Consider the following 14,688-nt stretch of genomic DNA (forward strand, 5'->3'; position numbering starts at 1 on the left):
ACCCCTCGCGCCCGGCGGCGGGAAGGAGTCCGATGCCCACCCCCCAGGCCCCGGTCCGCGTGGCGGCCCCCGCCCCACCGCCGGCCGCCTCGGTCATCGCCCTGCTGGAGCAGGTCGCGGCCCGCACCCCGGAGGCCGCCGCGCTGATCGAGGACGGCACGGTCACCAGCTACCGCACCCTCTGGCGGGACGTCGAGGCGATGGCCGCCGCCCTGCTGCGCGACGGCGTCCGCACCGGCGAGCCGGTCGGTGTGACGGTCCGCCGTTCGGCCGCCGGGATCGGCGCGCTCCTCGCCGTGCTGCGGGCCGGCGCGGCGTACGTCCCGCTGGACCCCACCGACCCGCCGCACCGCCTGCACGACATCGTGCGCGGCTGCGGCCTGCGCCGGCTCCTGCTCGCCGCCCCGCTGCCCCCGGCCGTCGCCGCCGGACTGCCGGTACGGACCATCGAGCCCACCCCGACCCTCGCCCCCGACCCGGCCGGCGCGCCGGACCCGATCGTCGACCCTCCGACCGGCGACCCGCTCGCCTACGTCATCCACACCTCCGGCTCCACCGGCGCCGCCAAAGGGGTCCTGGTCGGCCACCGGGCCCTGGCGACGGCGGCCACCGCGCTGGTCGAGGCGTGGCGGATCACCCCCGGCGACCGGATGCTCAGCTTCGCCGCGCTGACCTGGGACACCAGCGGCGAGGAGACCTACTCCAGCCTGCTCGGCGGGGCGACCCTGGTCATCGACCGGCGGGCCACGGACGGCACGGTGGCCGGGCTGCTCGCCGCGGTCGCGGACCACGCGGTCACCGTCGTCGACCTGCCCACCTCCTTCTGGTACGAGGTGGTGGAGTTCCTCCGGCTGACCGGCCGGCCGCTGCCACCGTCGCTGCGCCTGGTCGTCATCGGCGGCGAGGAGGTGGCCGCCGGACCGGTACGCACCTGGTGCGCGCTGGTGCCCGACCGGGTCCGGCTGGTCAACACGTACGGCCAGACCGAGACGGTGCTGGTCACCCACCAGGCCGAGCTGGGCGGCGCCGCCGGGCGCGGGCTGCCCGACGGCATGCCGGTACCGATCGGTCGGCCGCTGCCCCACGTCCGCCAGCTCCTGGTCCCGACGGCGCCCGGCTCCCCCATCGCCGAGCTGTACGTCGGCGGGCCGTCGCTCAGCCTCGGCTACCAGGCCCAGCCGGAGGCCACGGCGCAGCGGTTCGGTCCGGTACCCGGTGCCGGCGACGAGCGGATGTTCCGCACCGGTGACCTGGTGACCACCGGCCCGGACGGTCAGCTCGGCTACGTCGGCCGGGTGGACCGGCAGCTCAAGGTACGCGGCCACCGGGTCGAGCCGGAGGCGGTGGAGCGTGCCCTGCTCGGCCACCCGGCGCTGGTCGCCGCGGCGGCGTACGGGGTCGACGCGGCGGCCGGCGGCCGGCACCTCGCCGCCGCGGTCGTACCCCGGGCCGGCGCGACCGTGACCGGCCCCGAGCTGACCGGCTGGCTGCGCGAGCGGCTCCCCGGGCACCTGGTGCCGACCCGCTGGTCCGTGCGGGCCGCCCTGCCGCTGCTGCCCAACGGCAAGGTCGACCACGCCGCCCTCACGGCGGCGGACCGCACCCGCCCGGTCGACGCGCCCGACGGCACCGGCACGGCGGGCGACGGCGCGGCGTCGGAGGGCGTCGGCGCGGCGGGCGGTGGCGGGGCGAGGGGCGACGGCGGGGCGACGGAGAACAGCGGTGACGCCGTCGTCGCCGAGGTCGCGTCGATCTTCGGCCGGGTCCTCGACCGGGCGCACGGGCCGGACGACGACTTCTTCGACGCCGGTGGCGACTCGCTGCTCGCCGCCCGGCTCATCTCCCGCCTCTACCGCCGGTTCGACGTCGAACTCACCTTCGTCGACCTGTTCGAGTGGCGGACACCCCGGGGCCTGACCGCCCTGCTCACCCCGGCCCGGCGGACCGACGACGCGACGGAGCCGCGCCATGGCTGAGCCGACCCCCCGGCACCTGGCGGAGATCCTCGCGGTCTGCGCCCAGGTGCTCGGCCGCCGTACCGCCGCCGAGGACAACTTCTTCGAGATCGGCGGCGACTCGATGACCGCCATCGACCTGTTCCTGCGGCTGGAGGCCCGGCTCGGCGTCGACCTCGACGTTACGGTGTTCTTCGAGGCCCGGGACTTCCGCGAGCTGGCCGCCCGGCTCGACGCGTCCGGCACGCCGGGATGAGCGGGTCACCCGGCCCGGCGCAGCCGCCCCGCCAGCCGGGTCAGCGACTCCGGCCGGGCGAAGTCGTCGGGCGCCAGTCCGGTCCAGCCGGCCCCGGCGAGCCGGGCGAGCACCGCCGGCACCAGCAGCAACCGGCCGCCGAGCGCCAGGTAGCACCGGTCCGGATCGACGTCGTCGCCCCCGTGCAGCCGCGCCACCGCGCCGCGCAGCGCCGCCAGCGCCGGGGCCACCGGGGCCCCGCCGTCGTGGGCCGGCGGCGGGTCCAGCTCCTCGTCGGGGCGCAGGCCCACCCGTACCGGGTCGCCGAGGTCACCGCCGAGTCGGGCGGCCACCTGGTCGAGGGTCAGGTCCGGGCCGGCGAGGTGCGCCCGCAGGATCCGCTCCGGGCCGGCCAGCAGCGCCCGCATCTGCCCCGGGTCGAGGACCATGCTGTTGAAGCTGGCCAGGACCCACGCCGCAGCGGGCTCGACGGTGGTCATCAGGTACGCGTCGAAGCCGTCCCGGTCCGGGGTGACCTCGTTGCGCCCCATCGCCAGCTCCAGCTCACCGGAGGTGGCCAGCAGGTCGGTCAGCTCCCGGTCGTCGCGCCCCAGCAGCTCGGTCAGCTCCGGGCTGTGGTCGAAGTTGACCGTCGTGCCGGCCGCGAAGGGGACCCCGCGTCGCCGCTCCTCGGCGGCCAGCGTCTCGCGCAACGTGAGCTGACCCACCCGGTACCGGCTCTGCACCCGGAACATCCGCACCCGTACCCGCTCGATCAGCGTGCCCACGGACGGATTGTCCGAGACGTCGACGGTGGTGGGGAGGATGCAGTGGTAGCAGCCGACCGTGCCGCGTTCCCCGGTGGTACGCCCGGCGAAGTGGTTGCGCACCACGGTCGCCGGTTCCCCGGACATGATCGCCAGCAGGGCGTGCACCAGCGCCGAGTACACCACCGTGGGGGTGGTCCGGTGCCGGCGGGCGGCGAGCACCAGCGCCGGCGCGAGGGCGGCGGAACGGTACGACGCGCCGTACCGCTGGAACACCCCCGGCCGGGACGGCACGAACAGCCGGGCGGGCAGGTGGCGTACCTCCTCCCGCCAGAACCGTTCCGCGGCCTCGCGGCCCGGCACCAGCTCGCCGGAGACCTCGGCCCGGGCCGAGTCGACGGGCTGGTGGCCGACGTCCCCGGCCCGGTCGGGCCGTTCCACAGCGGGCCGTTCCACAGCGGGTCGTTCCACAGCGGGTCGTTCCACAGCGGGTCGGGCGGGGCCGGGCGGCGCGTCGGCGCCGCACGCCTCGACCAGCTCGGCCCGCACGAGCCGTTGGCTGTGCCCGTCGAAGACCGCGTGGCTGACCACGACCAGCAGCTCCACGACGAGCTCGTCCCAGCAGACCACGCCGAAGCGGACCAGCTCGGTGTCGGTCGCGGTGAACGGCGGCTCGGTCAGCGTCCGTCGGAACGCCGCCCGGCCGGCGTCGGACTCCGCGTCGCAGAACCGGACCGACGGCTCGCCGGGGGCGTGCACCACCTGCACCGGCGTCCCCGCGTCGTCGAGCTGGAAGGTGGTCCGCAGCGCCTCGTGCCGGGCGAGCAGCCCGCGCAGCGCCGCCAGCGCCCGGAGGTACGGAATCGGCGGCTCGGGACGGTACTCGACGGTGACGGCGTTGCAGTCACCGGTGAGCAGCTTCCACCACTCGAACTGTTGCGCACCGCCGAGCGGCGCCCGCCGGATCTCCGCACCCGCGCTCACCGCACGATCATGCCACGACCGGCCGGCCGGGTCCGACGACGGCCGGGGCCGGACCCGAGGAGCCGAGGATGACCCAGGGCTGCCCCGAGGAGCCGGGGACGACCACCGACGCGGGCACCGGGACCGGTCCGGACCGGACGGTCGCGTCACCGTCCACACCCGATCCCGCCGGGCCGGCCGGGGGTCCGCCGCTGCCCCCCGAGGCGGTGGCGGCGACGCTCCAGCCACCCGGCCGGGCCCGGGGGCTGCCCGCCGAGGCGTACACCAGCGACCGGGTCTTCGCCTGGGAGCAGGAGCGGTTCTGGCGGCGGGGCTGGGTCTGCCTCGGCCGGGTCGACCGGCTCGCCGCGCCGGGCGAGCAGGCCGGGCTGGACGTGGCCGGCGCCGGCGTGCTCGCCGTCCGCGACGCCACCGGCGCCCTGCGGACCTTCCGCAACACCTGCCGGCACCGGGGCCACGAACTGGTCGGCCGGGGCTGCACGGTCCGCCGCTCGACCGTCTGGTGCGCCTACCACGCCTGGGTCTACCGGCTGGACGGCAGCCTGCGGCACGCGCCCCGGTTCGACCCGCCGCCGGACGCGGACCTGGACCTGCTGCCGGTCCGCTCGGCGCAGTGGCGGGGCTGGCTCTTCGTCGACCTCTCCGGCGACGCGCCGCCGCTGGCCGAGGTGGTCGGCGACCTCGACGCCGTGCTCGCGCCGTACCGGCCCGACACCCTGCGGGTGGTCGCCACGCAGGCGTACGACGTGGCGGCGAACTGGAAGCTGGTCGTGGAGAACTACCTGGAGTGCTACCACTGCCCCAGCACCCATCCGGAGCTGAGCCGGGTGCAGCGTACCGACGGCGGGGAGAGCTTCCCCGCCACCGGCGCCTGGCTCGGCGGCCACCTGGACCTGCGCAACTCCGCCGCCACGATGTCGCTGGACGGCGCCGGCCCGGACTGGACGTTCCCGGACCTCGACGAGGACGCCGTCCGCCAGGTCCGCTACCACCTGCTGCCGCCGGGCCTCTTCGTCACCGCGACCCCCGACCACCTGGTCACCCACCGGCTGGTTCCGCTCGCGGCGGACCGGACGAGGGTCGAGTGCGAGTGGCTCCTCGCGGCGGAGCTGGTCGACGCCGGCACCGACCCCGGCTACGCGGTGTCCTTCTGGCACACCACGAACCAGCAGGACTGGGCGGCCTGCGAGTCGGTGCAGCGGGGCGTCTCCGGCGGTGGGTACCGCCCCGGGCCGCTCGCCCCGCAGGAGGACCTGCTGCACACCTTCCTGGCCCGGCTCGCCGAGGCGTACCGGGGTGCCGGGCCGACCGGTACCGACCCGGGGCCGGCCCGGTGACCGGCGACCGGCCGTCCGCCGCCGATCCGGTGACGGTGGACGTGGTGGTGGTCGGTTCCGGCCTCGCGGGGTTGGCCGCCGCCACCGACCTGGTGGCGGCCGGCCGGCGGGTCCAGGTCGTCGAGGCGCTCGACCGGGTGGGTGGCCGGACCGTCAGCCACCACCGGTACGGGCAGGCCCTGGACGCCGGCGGCGCCTACGTCGGTACCCGCCACACGCGGGTCCGTGACCTGGCGGCCCGGTTCGGGCTGACGCTGACCCCGACCGCCGCGGCCGGGGCGACCCTGGTCGACCTCGGGGCCGGCCCGCTGCGGTCCGACGGTACCCGGCCGGCCTTCAACGCCCTCGCCGTCGGCGACCTGCTGGACCGGCTCGACGACCTCGCCGCCACCGTCCCGCCGGCCGACCCCGGTGCCGCCCCGGGCGCCGCCGGGTGGGACCGGCTGACCGTCGCGGCCTGGGCCGCCCGGACCCTCACCCACCCGGACGCCCGGCTGCTGCTCGACCTGCTGGTCCGGCAGATGCTCGCCGCCGACCCGGCCGAGGTCGGCCTGCTGCACCTGCTGTTCTACCTGGCCTCCGGCGGCGGGACGCACTACCTGACGGCGTTCGCCGGCGGCGCCCAGCAGGACCGGTTCACCGGCGGCGCACAGTCGCTGGCCGACCGGATGGCGGCGGCGCTGCCCCGACCGGTCCGGCTCGGCACCCCGGTCACCGACCTGTACCCCGACCAGTCCGGCACCGGCACGGGCCGGGGTCTGGTCCGGGTCGTCGGCCCCGGTCTGGTCGTCCGCTGCGCCCAGGTGGTCGTGGCGGTGCCCCCGGGCCCGGCGACCCGGATCCGGCTGCGCCTGCCGGGGGTGAGCCCGCCCCCGGGACCGCCCCGGACCCGGGGCGCCGCCGTGAAACTGCACCTGGTCTACGAGCGTCCGTTCTGGACCGACGCCGGACTGTCCGGCTGGGTCACCGCCGGCACCGGCCCGCTGCGGTACGTGGTGGACGACTCGGCCGGCCGGGACGGGCTCGGCGTGCTCGTCGGCTTCGTCACCGGCCCGGACGCCCGCCAGTACGCCGCCCTGTCCGCCGCCGCCCGCCGGGCGGCCGTCCTCGACCGTTTGGCCGGCTGGTTCGGGCCGGCCGCCCGGACGCCACTGGCCCTGCTCGACCGGGACTGGCAGGCCGAGCCGACCGTCGAGGGCTGCTACGCGGCCGTCCCCGAACCCGGGTGGTGGACCACCGAGGGCCCGCCGTGGTCGCCGGCCGCCCCCGACCGGCCGGTGACCACGGTCGGGCCGGTCCACTGGGCCGGGACGGAACGCAGCCCGCTGTTCTACGGCCACCTCGAAGGCGCGGTCCGCTCCGGTCAGGAGGCCGCCCGGCGGATCCTCGCGGCCGGCCCTCCCGCGCCCCGGCGGGACGCCCGGTGACCGCCGCCGGCCCGCCGCCGGCGGGCGAGCCGACCGGCGGCGGGCTCCGGTTCGGCCTGCTGCTGCCCAACGCCGGCTACTACGCCGACCCGCTCCGGTTGCTGCAGCTCGCCCGCGCCGCCGAGGACTCCGGGTGGGACGGGGTGTTCCTCTGGGACCACCTGCTGCTCGACCGGGCGACCCGGCTGCCGCTGGTCGACACCTGGACGGCCGTCACGGCGATGCTGACCGGCACCCGACGGATCCGCAGCGGCCCCGTGGTCACCCCCCTGGCCCAGCGGCACCCCTGGAAGGTCGCCCGCGAGACCGCCACCCTCGACCACCTCTCCGGTGGCCGGCTGGTCCTCGGCGTGGGCCTCGGCGCCAGCGCCGACACCGACTTCGCCGCCTTCGGCCTCGACCCGGACCTCGCCACCAGGGCCCGGCAGGTCGACGAGTCGCTCGCGGTCCTGGAGCGGCTGTGGAGCGGCGAGGAGATCAGCCACCACGGCGACCGGGTACGGCTGGACCGGGTCACGTTCCTGCCACCGCCGGTGCAGCGTCCCCGGATCCCGGTCTGGGTCGCCGCCACCTGGCCGGCCCGCAGCCGCGCCCCACTGGCCCGGGCGGCCCGCTGGGACGGCGTGGTCCCGATGGTCCGGGAGCCCGGCGGCGGGCTGCGCGGACCGGACCGGGCGGAACTCGCCGCCGTCCTGGCCGCCACCGGGCGTCCGGCCGCTGCCGTGCCGGCTACCGCCGCCGTGCCGGCTACCGCCGCCGTGCCGGCTACCGCGGACCTGCCTCCGGTCGCCGCGCCGTCGCGGCCGGTCGGCTGGACGGTGGCGGTGCCCGGCCGGCTGCCGCCCGACGACCTGCCGCGCGCCCGTGACCTGGCCGCCGGGTACCGGGCCGTCGGCGCCACCTGGTGGCTGGAGTCCTTCGACCCGTGGCGCCGCGACCCCCGGCAGGCGTGGTCGTGGGCCGAGCAGGGACCACCCCGACCGTGACCGTCCCGACCACCGTCCCGACCCCGCACGCCGTCCCGGCCTCGACCACCGTCGCCGCCCCGACCGTCCCGGGCGGCGTCCCGGGGCGCCGGTGCGCCGGTCCGGGCGGACCCACCCGCCGGCCCACCACCACGGCCGGTCCCGTCCACCACCCGACGAGGAGGCACCGGTGGCGTTCCTGACCGACGTCCGGCTGCTGGCCGGCGCGCTCCGCGCGGCCCGGACCCCGCTCACGGCCGCCCTGGCCCTGCTGCTCGTCCTCGGCGCCCTGCTGCCGCCGGCCAGCGCGGTCGCGATGGCGCACCTGGTCGGCCGGATCCAGGCCGCCGTCCCCACCGACGCGCCGCTGTCGGTGATGGTGCTGCCGCTGCTCGTCTTCGTCCTGGTGCTGCTGCTCGGCCACGTCGTGGACACCGTGGCGGCACCGCTGGCGTTCCTGGCCACGGCCCGCGTCGACGGCGCCCACCGGGCCCGCGTCGCCGGCCTGTCCGCCGCCGGGACGAGCATCGCGCCGCTGGAGGACCCGCAGGTCCGGGCCCTGATCCGGGCCTCCCGCGCCGACCCGGAGAACTGGACCGAGCACACCCCCGGCGCGGGCGCGGTCGCCGGCCTCCGGCTGGCCGCCAGCCTGATCGGGGTGGCCGGCGCCTGCCTGGTGCTGGCCCGCTACGCCGGCTGGCTGGTCCCGGCGCTGCTGCTGCCCGCCCTGGTCAACGGCGTGATCCGGCAGCGCGACGCGGCGCGGGGCATCGCCACCTGGCGGGCCGGGACCGTCGACGGCGCCCGCAACCAGCGGTGGCAGCACGCGGCGACCTCACCGGCCGAGGGCAAGGACATCCGTGTGTACGACCTCGGGGGCTGGCTGACCGCACGGATCCAGCGGCACGCCCTGGCCATGGACGCCCCCGTCTGGGCGTCGCTGACCCGGGCGATGCCCCGCGAGGCCGGTCAACTCCTGCTGGTCGGCGTGCCCCTGGTCGCCGGCTACGCGGTGGTCGCGGCCGGCGCGGCCGGCGCGGGCGCGGACCGGGTCGTCGCCGCCACGGCGGTCCTGGCCAGCGGCGTGGCCATCTTCCAGGCGCTGGGCTGGAGCGAGGACCTGCGGGTGGCCGTCTCCGCCGCCGGCTGCCTGCGCGCCACGGTCGACCTCGCCGACCGGCTGCCCGCCCCGACCCCGTCCGCGACCTCCCGAGCGGCCGCCGACCCGGACTCCACCGGTACCGCCCGCCACGGCACGGCCCCGGCGAGCGGTGCGGACGGCACCGCCCGCGCCGGCCAGCCGGTGCGCCGGACCGGGCCGGCGCTGGTCCGGTTCGAGCAGGTCTCGTTCCGCTACCCGGGCACCGGGCGGCCGGTCCTCGACCGCCTGGACCTGGAGATCCGCCCCGGTGAGCTGCTCGCCGTGGTCGGCCTCAACGGCGCCGGCAAGTCCACCCTGATCAAGCTCCTCGCCGGGCTCTACGAACCGGACGAGGGCCGGATCACCGCCGACGGCGTGGACGTCGCGACGCTCGGGGCCACGGCCTGGCGACGCCGGCTGGCCATCGTCTTCCAGGACTTCGTCCGGTACCACCTCCCCGCCCGGGACAACGTCGTCCTCGGTCGGGGTGACCTCCCGCCGGATCCGGCCGCCCTCGCCGCCGCCGCCGACGACGCCGGGCTCGCGCCGGTGCTGGAGCGGCTACCGGCGGGCTGGGACACCCCGCTGGCCCGGACCGCGACCGGCGGGGTGGACCTGTCCGGTGGCCAGTGGCAGCAGGTCGTGCTGGCCCGCGCGCACTACGCCCTCCGGATGGGGGCCGACCTGCTGGTGCTCGACGAGCCGACCGCGCACCTGGACGTCCGTACCGAGTTCGAGGTCTTCCACCGGCTGGCCGCGAACCGGGGCGGGGCGAGCGTGGTGCTGATCTCCCACCGCCTCTCCACGGTCCGTCAGGCCGACCGGATCGTGCTGCTCGACGGCGGCCGGATCACCGAGACCGGCGACCACGACGAGTTGATCGCCCACGGCGGCCGGTACGCCGACCTGTTCGCCATCCAGGCCCGCCGGTTCGCCGTCGACGCGCAGGCCACCCCGCCCGGCGTACCGACCGGTGGGGGGCACGGGTGAGCGGCCACCCGCCGGCCGACGACGCCCGGACCGCCGCGCACCCCACCCACCGGTACCGGCGGTACCTGCTGCTCTGGGTCGACCTGCTGGTCCTGTCCTGGCGCCGGGCCCCGGTCCTCACCGCGATGCAGTTCGTCATCCCGGCCGGGATGGCCGCCGCCGTCGTCGGTGGCGCCCTGGCCCTGCGGGTCGCCGTGGACGCGATGATCCGTGGTGACGTCGGCAGCGCGGTCGCCGGTGCGGCCGGCGCCGGGCTGGCCGGGGCGGCGGGGATCGTGCTCGGCGCGTTGGACTCGCACACCGCCGGGATCCTCATCGGCAAGGTCGCCGTCCTCGACCTCAATCCACGGATCCACCGCGACATCACCACGCTCGACGGCCTGGAACACCTGGAGCGCACCGACGTCGCCGACCGGCTCACCCTGGTCCGCAACGCCGGCTGGGAGATCGTGCTGAGCCTCTGGTCGGCCAACGGTGTCCTCTTCGCGGTGCTGGAACTCACCGTCATGCTGCTGCTGCTCGGCACGGTGAACCCGTGGCTGCTGTGGCTGCTGGCCTTCGCCGCCGTGCCGCTCTGGTTCGACCAGCGGGGGAACAACGCGATCATCCGGGCCGACCTCGCCACCGCCGAGCCGTTCCGCCGGCAGCGGCACCTGTTCGACCTGGCCACCGATCCGGCCGGCGGCAAGGAGATCCGGGTCGCGGGCGCGGGCGCGGCGGTGGCCCGCCGGCAGGCCGCCGCCTGGGACGAGGCCATGCGGGTACGGTGCCGCGCGCACCTGGTCGCCGCCGGCTGGCGGACGGCGGGCTGGCTGCTGTTCACCACCGGCTTCGGCGCCGCGCTCGCCCTGGTCGTGTACCAGGCCGCCCGGGGTACCGGCTCCGCCGGTGACCTGGTCCTCGCCGTCACCGTCGCCGCCGCGCTGCGGCAGTCGGTGCACACCGGCGTCCGGTACACCACCAACGTCGCCAGCGCCGGTCGGGTCATCGAGCCGTACCTGTGGCTACGCGACTACGTCCGCGCGGAGCGGGAGCGGACCGGCGGGTCGGCCCCGGCGCCGGAGCGGCTGCGGCACGGGATCACCTTCGAGGGGGTCGGCTACCACTACCCCGGTGCGACCGGGCCGGCCCTGGCCGGGGTCAGCGTGCACCTGCCGGCCGGGGCGGTGGTGGCGCTGGTCGGCGAGTACGGCTCGGGCAAGACCACGGTGGTCAAGCTCCTGGGCAAGATGTACCGGCCGGACAGCGGCCGGATCCTGGTCGACGGGGTACCGCTGGACGAGGTGGCCACGCGGCCGTGGCGGGCCCGGATCAGCGCCACCTTCCAGGACTTCGGCCGGTTCCCCACCCGTTTCGCGGAGAACGTCGGCCTCGGTGACCTGCCCCGGATCGAGGACCGTGAGCGGATCACGGCGGCGGTGCGGGAGGTCGACGCGACCGGCCTGGTGGACCGGCTGCCGGACGGCCTGGAGACCGAACTGGACGCCGCGTTCGGGGGTGTGGACCTGTCCGAGGGGCAGTGGCAGAAGACCGCGTTGGCCCGCGCCGCGATGCGCCCGGCGCCGCTGCTGTTCCTGTTGGACGAGCCGACCGCGTCCCTCGACGCGCCCAGTGAACAGGAGATCTTCGACCGGCAGATGGAGCGGTCCCGCCGCGCGGCGGCCCGGACCAACGCCGTCACGGTGATCGTGTCGCACCGGTTCTCCACCGTCACCGGCGCGGATCTCATTCTCACCCTGCACCGGGGCCGGCTCGTCGAGGTGGGCACCCACCAGGAGTTGCTGGCCGTCCCCGGTGGCCGGTACGCCACCCTGTACCGCATCCAGGCCGAGGCGTACGCCCGGGAGGGCCGGCGTGCGGCGGCCCTCCCGGACGGACCGGGCCCCGGCGGTGCGGAGCCCGGGTCGCACGTGCCGGGCGACTGACCCGTGGGGACCGGTCGGTCGCCCGGCCCGGCTAGCCTCCGGCACCCGCCGATCCGGCACCGTGGTCGCCGGGTGGGGTCGGGAAGTGCGGCAGGACCTCCGCCGCCAGTTCCTGGATGACCTCGTCGACCGGGCGGCGGCTCGGCCGCAGGTTGAGGGCGACGTGGGTGACGCCCGCGTCCGCGAGACCGCGCAGGTACCCGACGAGGGCGTGGCGGCCCAGGTGCGCGCCGAAACGGATCGGGCGGGTGGGCGCTGCGGGATTCTCGTCGAGGTCGATGACCATGGTGGTGAACAGGGGTTTGTGGTGCGGTGCGGTGGTCGCCGCCCGCCACTGGTCGACCACCGGCCGCATCTGGTCCGGCGCCCGGTGGTAGGTGACGTAGGCGTCGAGGTGCTCGGCGATCCACGCGAGGTCCTGCCCGCCCCGGCCCGCGATGACCACTGGCACGGCGTCGTCGTGGGTGGGGGTCGGGAGCAGCCGGAGCTGGCCGGGGCCGGCGTCGGCGCCGGAGCGCCAGGCGTGGCGCATCGCCCGGACCCCGTCGCGCAGCCGTTCGGCGCGGGTGTCGAAGTCGACGCCGAAGGTGGGGAACTCCACCGGCCGGTCGCCGGTCGCGACGCCGAGCAGCAGCCGTCCGCCGGAGAGCCGGTCGATGGTGGCGGCCATCTTCGCGACGTGCAGCGGGTGGCGCAGGGGCAGGGCGATCGCCGCGGTGCCCAGCACGACCCGCCGGGTCACGCCGGCCAGGTAGCCCAGGTACGGGAACGGGTCGAAGACCTGACCGGCGTCGCCGAACTGGGGGTCGTAGAGCGGGACGTCGCGCAGCCACAGGGCGGCGAAGCCGGAGGTGTCGGCCAACCGGGCGTACTCGGCGTGCCGGCTCATGTCCGGCACGCCGGGCGGACCGTCGGACGGCAGCCGGGTGTGGGTGGCGAGGCGGTGCCAGTCGTTGTCGAGCGGCAGTTCCAGGCCGAGGGTCAGCAGGTCGGCTCCGCAGAGGCGGGCCAGGGCCGGGTGCCGGCCCACGACGCGCGGTGGGGTGAGGTCGGTGGTCATCGGCTGGTCGCCCCGGTGGTGGCGGTGGCCAGGTGGCTGGTGTCGCGGCGCCGGTCGAGGCTGCCGGAGTAGACGGCGACGGCGAGTCCGCTGAGGGTGACGAGCGCGGCCACCCAGCCCAGGGCGGGCAGCCCGAGGCCACCGGCGATGATCCGGCCGCCGAGGAACGCGCCACCGGCGTTGCCGAGGTTGAACGCGGCGATGTTGGAGGCGCTGGCCACGGCCGGGGCGTCGCCGGCCTCGGAGAGCACCCGCATCTGCAACGGTGGCACGGTGCCGAACGCGGCGCCGCCGAGCAGGAACATCACCACCGCCATGGCGAGCTTGTCGTGGCTGGCCAGGGTCAGCGCGGCGAGGACCAGGGCCAGCAGGGTGAGGACGGTGTAGAGGGTGGGCATGAGCGCCCGGTCGGCGGCCTTGCCGGCGAGGATGTTGCCGAGGAAGAGGCCGGCGCCGAAGAGGACGAGCAGCAGCCCGACCGAGCTGGCGCTGTAGCCGGTCACGTCGGTCAGCAGCGGCGCGATGTAGGTGAAGGCGGTGAAGACACCGCCGTACCCGAGCACGGTCATCAGCAGCGCGAGTTGGACCTGCCGGCGGGCCAGGGCCCGGACCTCGATCCGGAAGCTGGACGGGGCGTGGTTCTCGACCTTGGGGACGAGCAGCAGGGTGCCGACGGCGGCGATCGCGCCGAGCACGGCCACCACCCAGAACGTGGACCGCCAGCCGAAGTTCTGGCCGAGCAGCGTGCCGGCGGGAACGCCGAGGATGTTGGCCAGGGTGGAGCCGGTGAACATGATGGCGATGGCGGCGGCCTGCCGGTCCTTGGGCACCAGTCGGGTGGCCACGACGGAGCCGACCCCGAAGAACGCCCCGTGCGCGAACGCGGTGATCACCCGGGCCGTCATCAGCACCGAGTAGCTCCAGGCGACGGCGCACAGGACGTTGCCGAGGATGAAGATGACGACCAGCATCAGCAGCAGGCGTTTGCGTTCCATGCCGGCGGTCAGGGCGGTCAGGGTGGGCGCGCCGACCACGACGCCGAGCGCGTAGCCGGTCACCAGCAGGCCGGCGGAGGGGATGCTGACCGACAGGTCCCGGGCCACCTCGGGCAGCAGTCCCATGATCACGAATTCGGTGGTGCCGATGCCGAAGGCGGTGACGGTCAGCGCGTAGAGGGCGATGGGCATGCGGGGTTTCGTCGCGGTGGTGCTGCTTGACATGTCGGGCTCCACGATTTGAGTGCAGGCACGGTGTCTCTCCGTGGTGACAGCCTCAAGTTACATGCATATGCATAATACTTCAAAGCATAAGTTGGGATTGGTTGCGTGTCCCTGCCCGGTGTGACAGGCTTCCGGGGAGGGGGTCGACCATGCCTCGGGAAGTGTCCGCTGCTCAGCGCGCCGCCACGGACGAGATCGGCGCGCGGTGGCACGAGCTGCGGTTGCTGCAGTGGCAGGTGAACGAGACGCTCGAACACGCCCTCCAGGAGAAGTTCGCGCTCTCCCTGTCGGAGTACATCGCCCTGGCCACCCTGGACGCCTCCGACGACGACGGCCACCTGCGGCAACAGGTCCTCGCCGCCGCCATCCCGCTCAACCAGAGCTCGCTGAGCCGCCTCGTCGCCCGGCTGGAGAAGGCCGGGCTGACCGAGCGGTACATGTGCGCGACCGACCGGCGTGGCGTCTACACCCAGATCACCCCGGCCGGCCGGGCCCTGGTCGCCCGGGCCCGCCGGGTCTACCAGCGGGTGCTCCACCAGGCCCTGGACACGGCGGCCGACGACGCCCAGCTCGCCCACGTGGTCGACAAGCTCCGCCACTGCTGACGCCCCCACCCGCCCGTCCCGACCGAGAGCGGACGGGCCGGTCCGTCCGGGACGACGCACCGTCCCGGACGGACCCA

At 76.1% G+C, this 14,688-nt stretch carries 11 protein-coding genes; 8 read left to right on the forward strand and 3 right to left on the reverse strand.

Annotated features, from left to right (window positions below; all coding sequences use genetic code 11):
• Positions 1-32: 32 nt before the first annotated feature.
• Positions 33-1,976 carry a non-ribosomal peptide synthetase gene (locus tag ACQUFX_RS11120; RefSeq protein WP_428965928.1) on the forward strand — a complete coding sequence of 648 codons (1,944 nt, stop codon included), beginning with the start codon at positions 33-35 and terminating at the stop codon, positions 1,974-1,976.
• Positions 1,969-2,211: an acyl carrier protein gene (locus ACQUFX_RS11125; protein WP_428965929.1), complete on the forward strand. Its 243-nt coding sequence runs from the start codon at positions 1,969-1,971 to the stop codon at positions 2,209-2,211. The genes ACQUFX_RS11120 and ACQUFX_RS11125 overlap by 8 nt, the downstream gene beginning before the upstream one ends.
• Before the next feature lie 5 nt (positions 2,212-2,216).
• Here ACQUFX_RS11125 and ACQUFX_RS11130 read toward each other — a convergent pair whose 3' ends face one another.
• Positions 2,217-3,941 carry a condensation domain-containing protein gene (locus ACQUFX_RS11130; RefSeq protein ID WP_428965930.1) on the reverse strand — a complete coding sequence of 575 codons (1,725 nt, stop codon included), beginning with the start codon at positions 3,939-3,941 and terminating at the stop codon, positions 2,217-2,219.
• A gap of 68 nt (positions 3,942-4,009) precedes the next feature.
• On the opposite strand from ACQUFX_RS11130, the gene ACQUFX_RS11135 reads away from it, so the two are divergent.
• The 5 genes from ACQUFX_RS11135 to ACQUFX_RS11155 all read left to right on the forward strand — a co-directional run bounded on the left by ACQUFX_RS11135 (position 4,010) and on the right by ACQUFX_RS11155 (position 11,726).
• Entirely contained in the window at positions 4,010-5,278 is a 1,269-nt protein-coding gene (locus ACQUFX_RS11135; protein ID WP_428965931.1) for an aromatic ring-hydroxylating oxygenase subunit alpha, read from the forward strand.
• Positions 5,275-6,705, forward strand: a complete 1,431-nt coding sequence (locus ACQUFX_RS11140) for a flavin monoamine oxidase family protein (protein ID WP_428965932.1) — start codon at positions 5,275-5,277, stop codon at positions 6,703-6,705. The genes ACQUFX_RS11135 and ACQUFX_RS11140 overlap by 4 nt, the downstream gene beginning before the upstream one ends.
• Complete coding sequence (locus ACQUFX_RS11145; protein WP_428965933.1) at positions 6,702-7,691, forward strand: LLM class flavin-dependent oxidoreductase; 990 nt, start codon at positions 6,702-6,704, stop codon at positions 7,689-7,691. The genes ACQUFX_RS11140 and ACQUFX_RS11145 overlap by 4 nt, the downstream gene beginning before the upstream one ends.
• Before the next feature lie 169 nt (positions 7,692-7,860).
• Complete coding sequence (locus ACQUFX_RS11150; RefSeq protein WP_428965934.1) at positions 7,861-9,801, forward strand: ATP-binding cassette domain-containing protein; 1,941 nt, start codon at positions 7,861-7,863, stop codon at positions 9,799-9,801.
• Positions 9,798-11,726: an ATP-binding cassette domain-containing protein gene (locus ACQUFX_RS11155; RefSeq protein WP_428965935.1), complete on the forward strand. Its 1,929-nt coding sequence runs from the start codon at positions 9,798-9,800 to the stop codon at positions 11,724-11,726. The genes ACQUFX_RS11150 and ACQUFX_RS11155 overlap by 4 nt, the downstream gene beginning before the upstream one ends.
• A 31-nt stretch (positions 11,727-11,757) precedes the next feature.
• Here the strand turns inward: ACQUFX_RS11155 and ACQUFX_RS11160 are convergent, their stop codons facing one another.
• The gene (locus ACQUFX_RS11160) at positions 11,758-12,786 is read right to left on the reverse strand and encodes an LLM class oxidoreductase (RefSeq protein ID WP_428965936.1); all 1,029 of its coding nucleotides are present in this window, start codon (positions 12,784-12,786) and stop codon (positions 11,758-11,760) included.
• Entirely contained in the window at positions 12,783-14,006 is a 1,224-nt protein-coding gene (locus ACQUFX_RS11165) for an MFS transporter (RefSeq protein WP_428965937.1), read from the reverse strand. The genes ACQUFX_RS11160 and ACQUFX_RS11165 overlap by 4 nt, the downstream gene beginning before the upstream one ends.
• Before the next feature lie 161 nt (positions 14,007-14,167).
• Here ACQUFX_RS11165 and ACQUFX_RS11170 point away from each other — a divergent pair, with 161 nt between their 5' ends.
• On the forward strand, positions 14,168-14,611 hold the full coding sequence (locus ACQUFX_RS11170) for a MarR family winged helix-turn-helix transcriptional regulator (RefSeq protein WP_428965938.1): 444 nt from the start codon (positions 14,168-14,170) through the stop codon (positions 14,609-14,611).
• Positions 14,612-14,688 lie beyond the last annotated feature (77 nt).

It is taken from the genome of Micromonospora fluostatini (genome assembly GCF_050410825.1).
Lineage (GTDB): Bacteria > Actinomycetota > Actinomycetes > Mycobacteriales > Micromonosporaceae > Micromonospora > Micromonospora rosaria.

Bases quoted from the DNA above. Each gene is read 5' to 3' on its own strand.
- ACQUFX_RS11120 (WP_428965928.1), top strand. From the start codon at position 33: ATGCCCACCCCCCAGGCCCCGGTCCGCGTGGCGGCCCCCGCCCCACCG.
- ACQUFX_RS11125 (WP_428965929.1), top strand. From the start codon at position 1,969: ATGGCTGAGCCGACCCCCCGGCACCTGGCGGAGATCCTCGCGGTCTGC.
- ACQUFX_RS11135 (WP_428965931.1), top strand. From the start codon at position 4,010: ATGACCCAGGGCTGCCCCGAGGAGCCGGGGACGACCACCGACGCGGGC.
- ACQUFX_RS11160 (WP_428965936.1), bottom strand. From the start codon at position 12,786: ATGACCACCGACCTCACCCCACCGCGCGTCGTGGGCCGGCACCCGGCC.
- ACQUFX_RS11165 (WP_428965937.1), bottom strand. From the start codon at position 14,006: ATGTCAAGCAGCACCACCGCGACGAAACCCCGCATGCCCATCGCCCTC.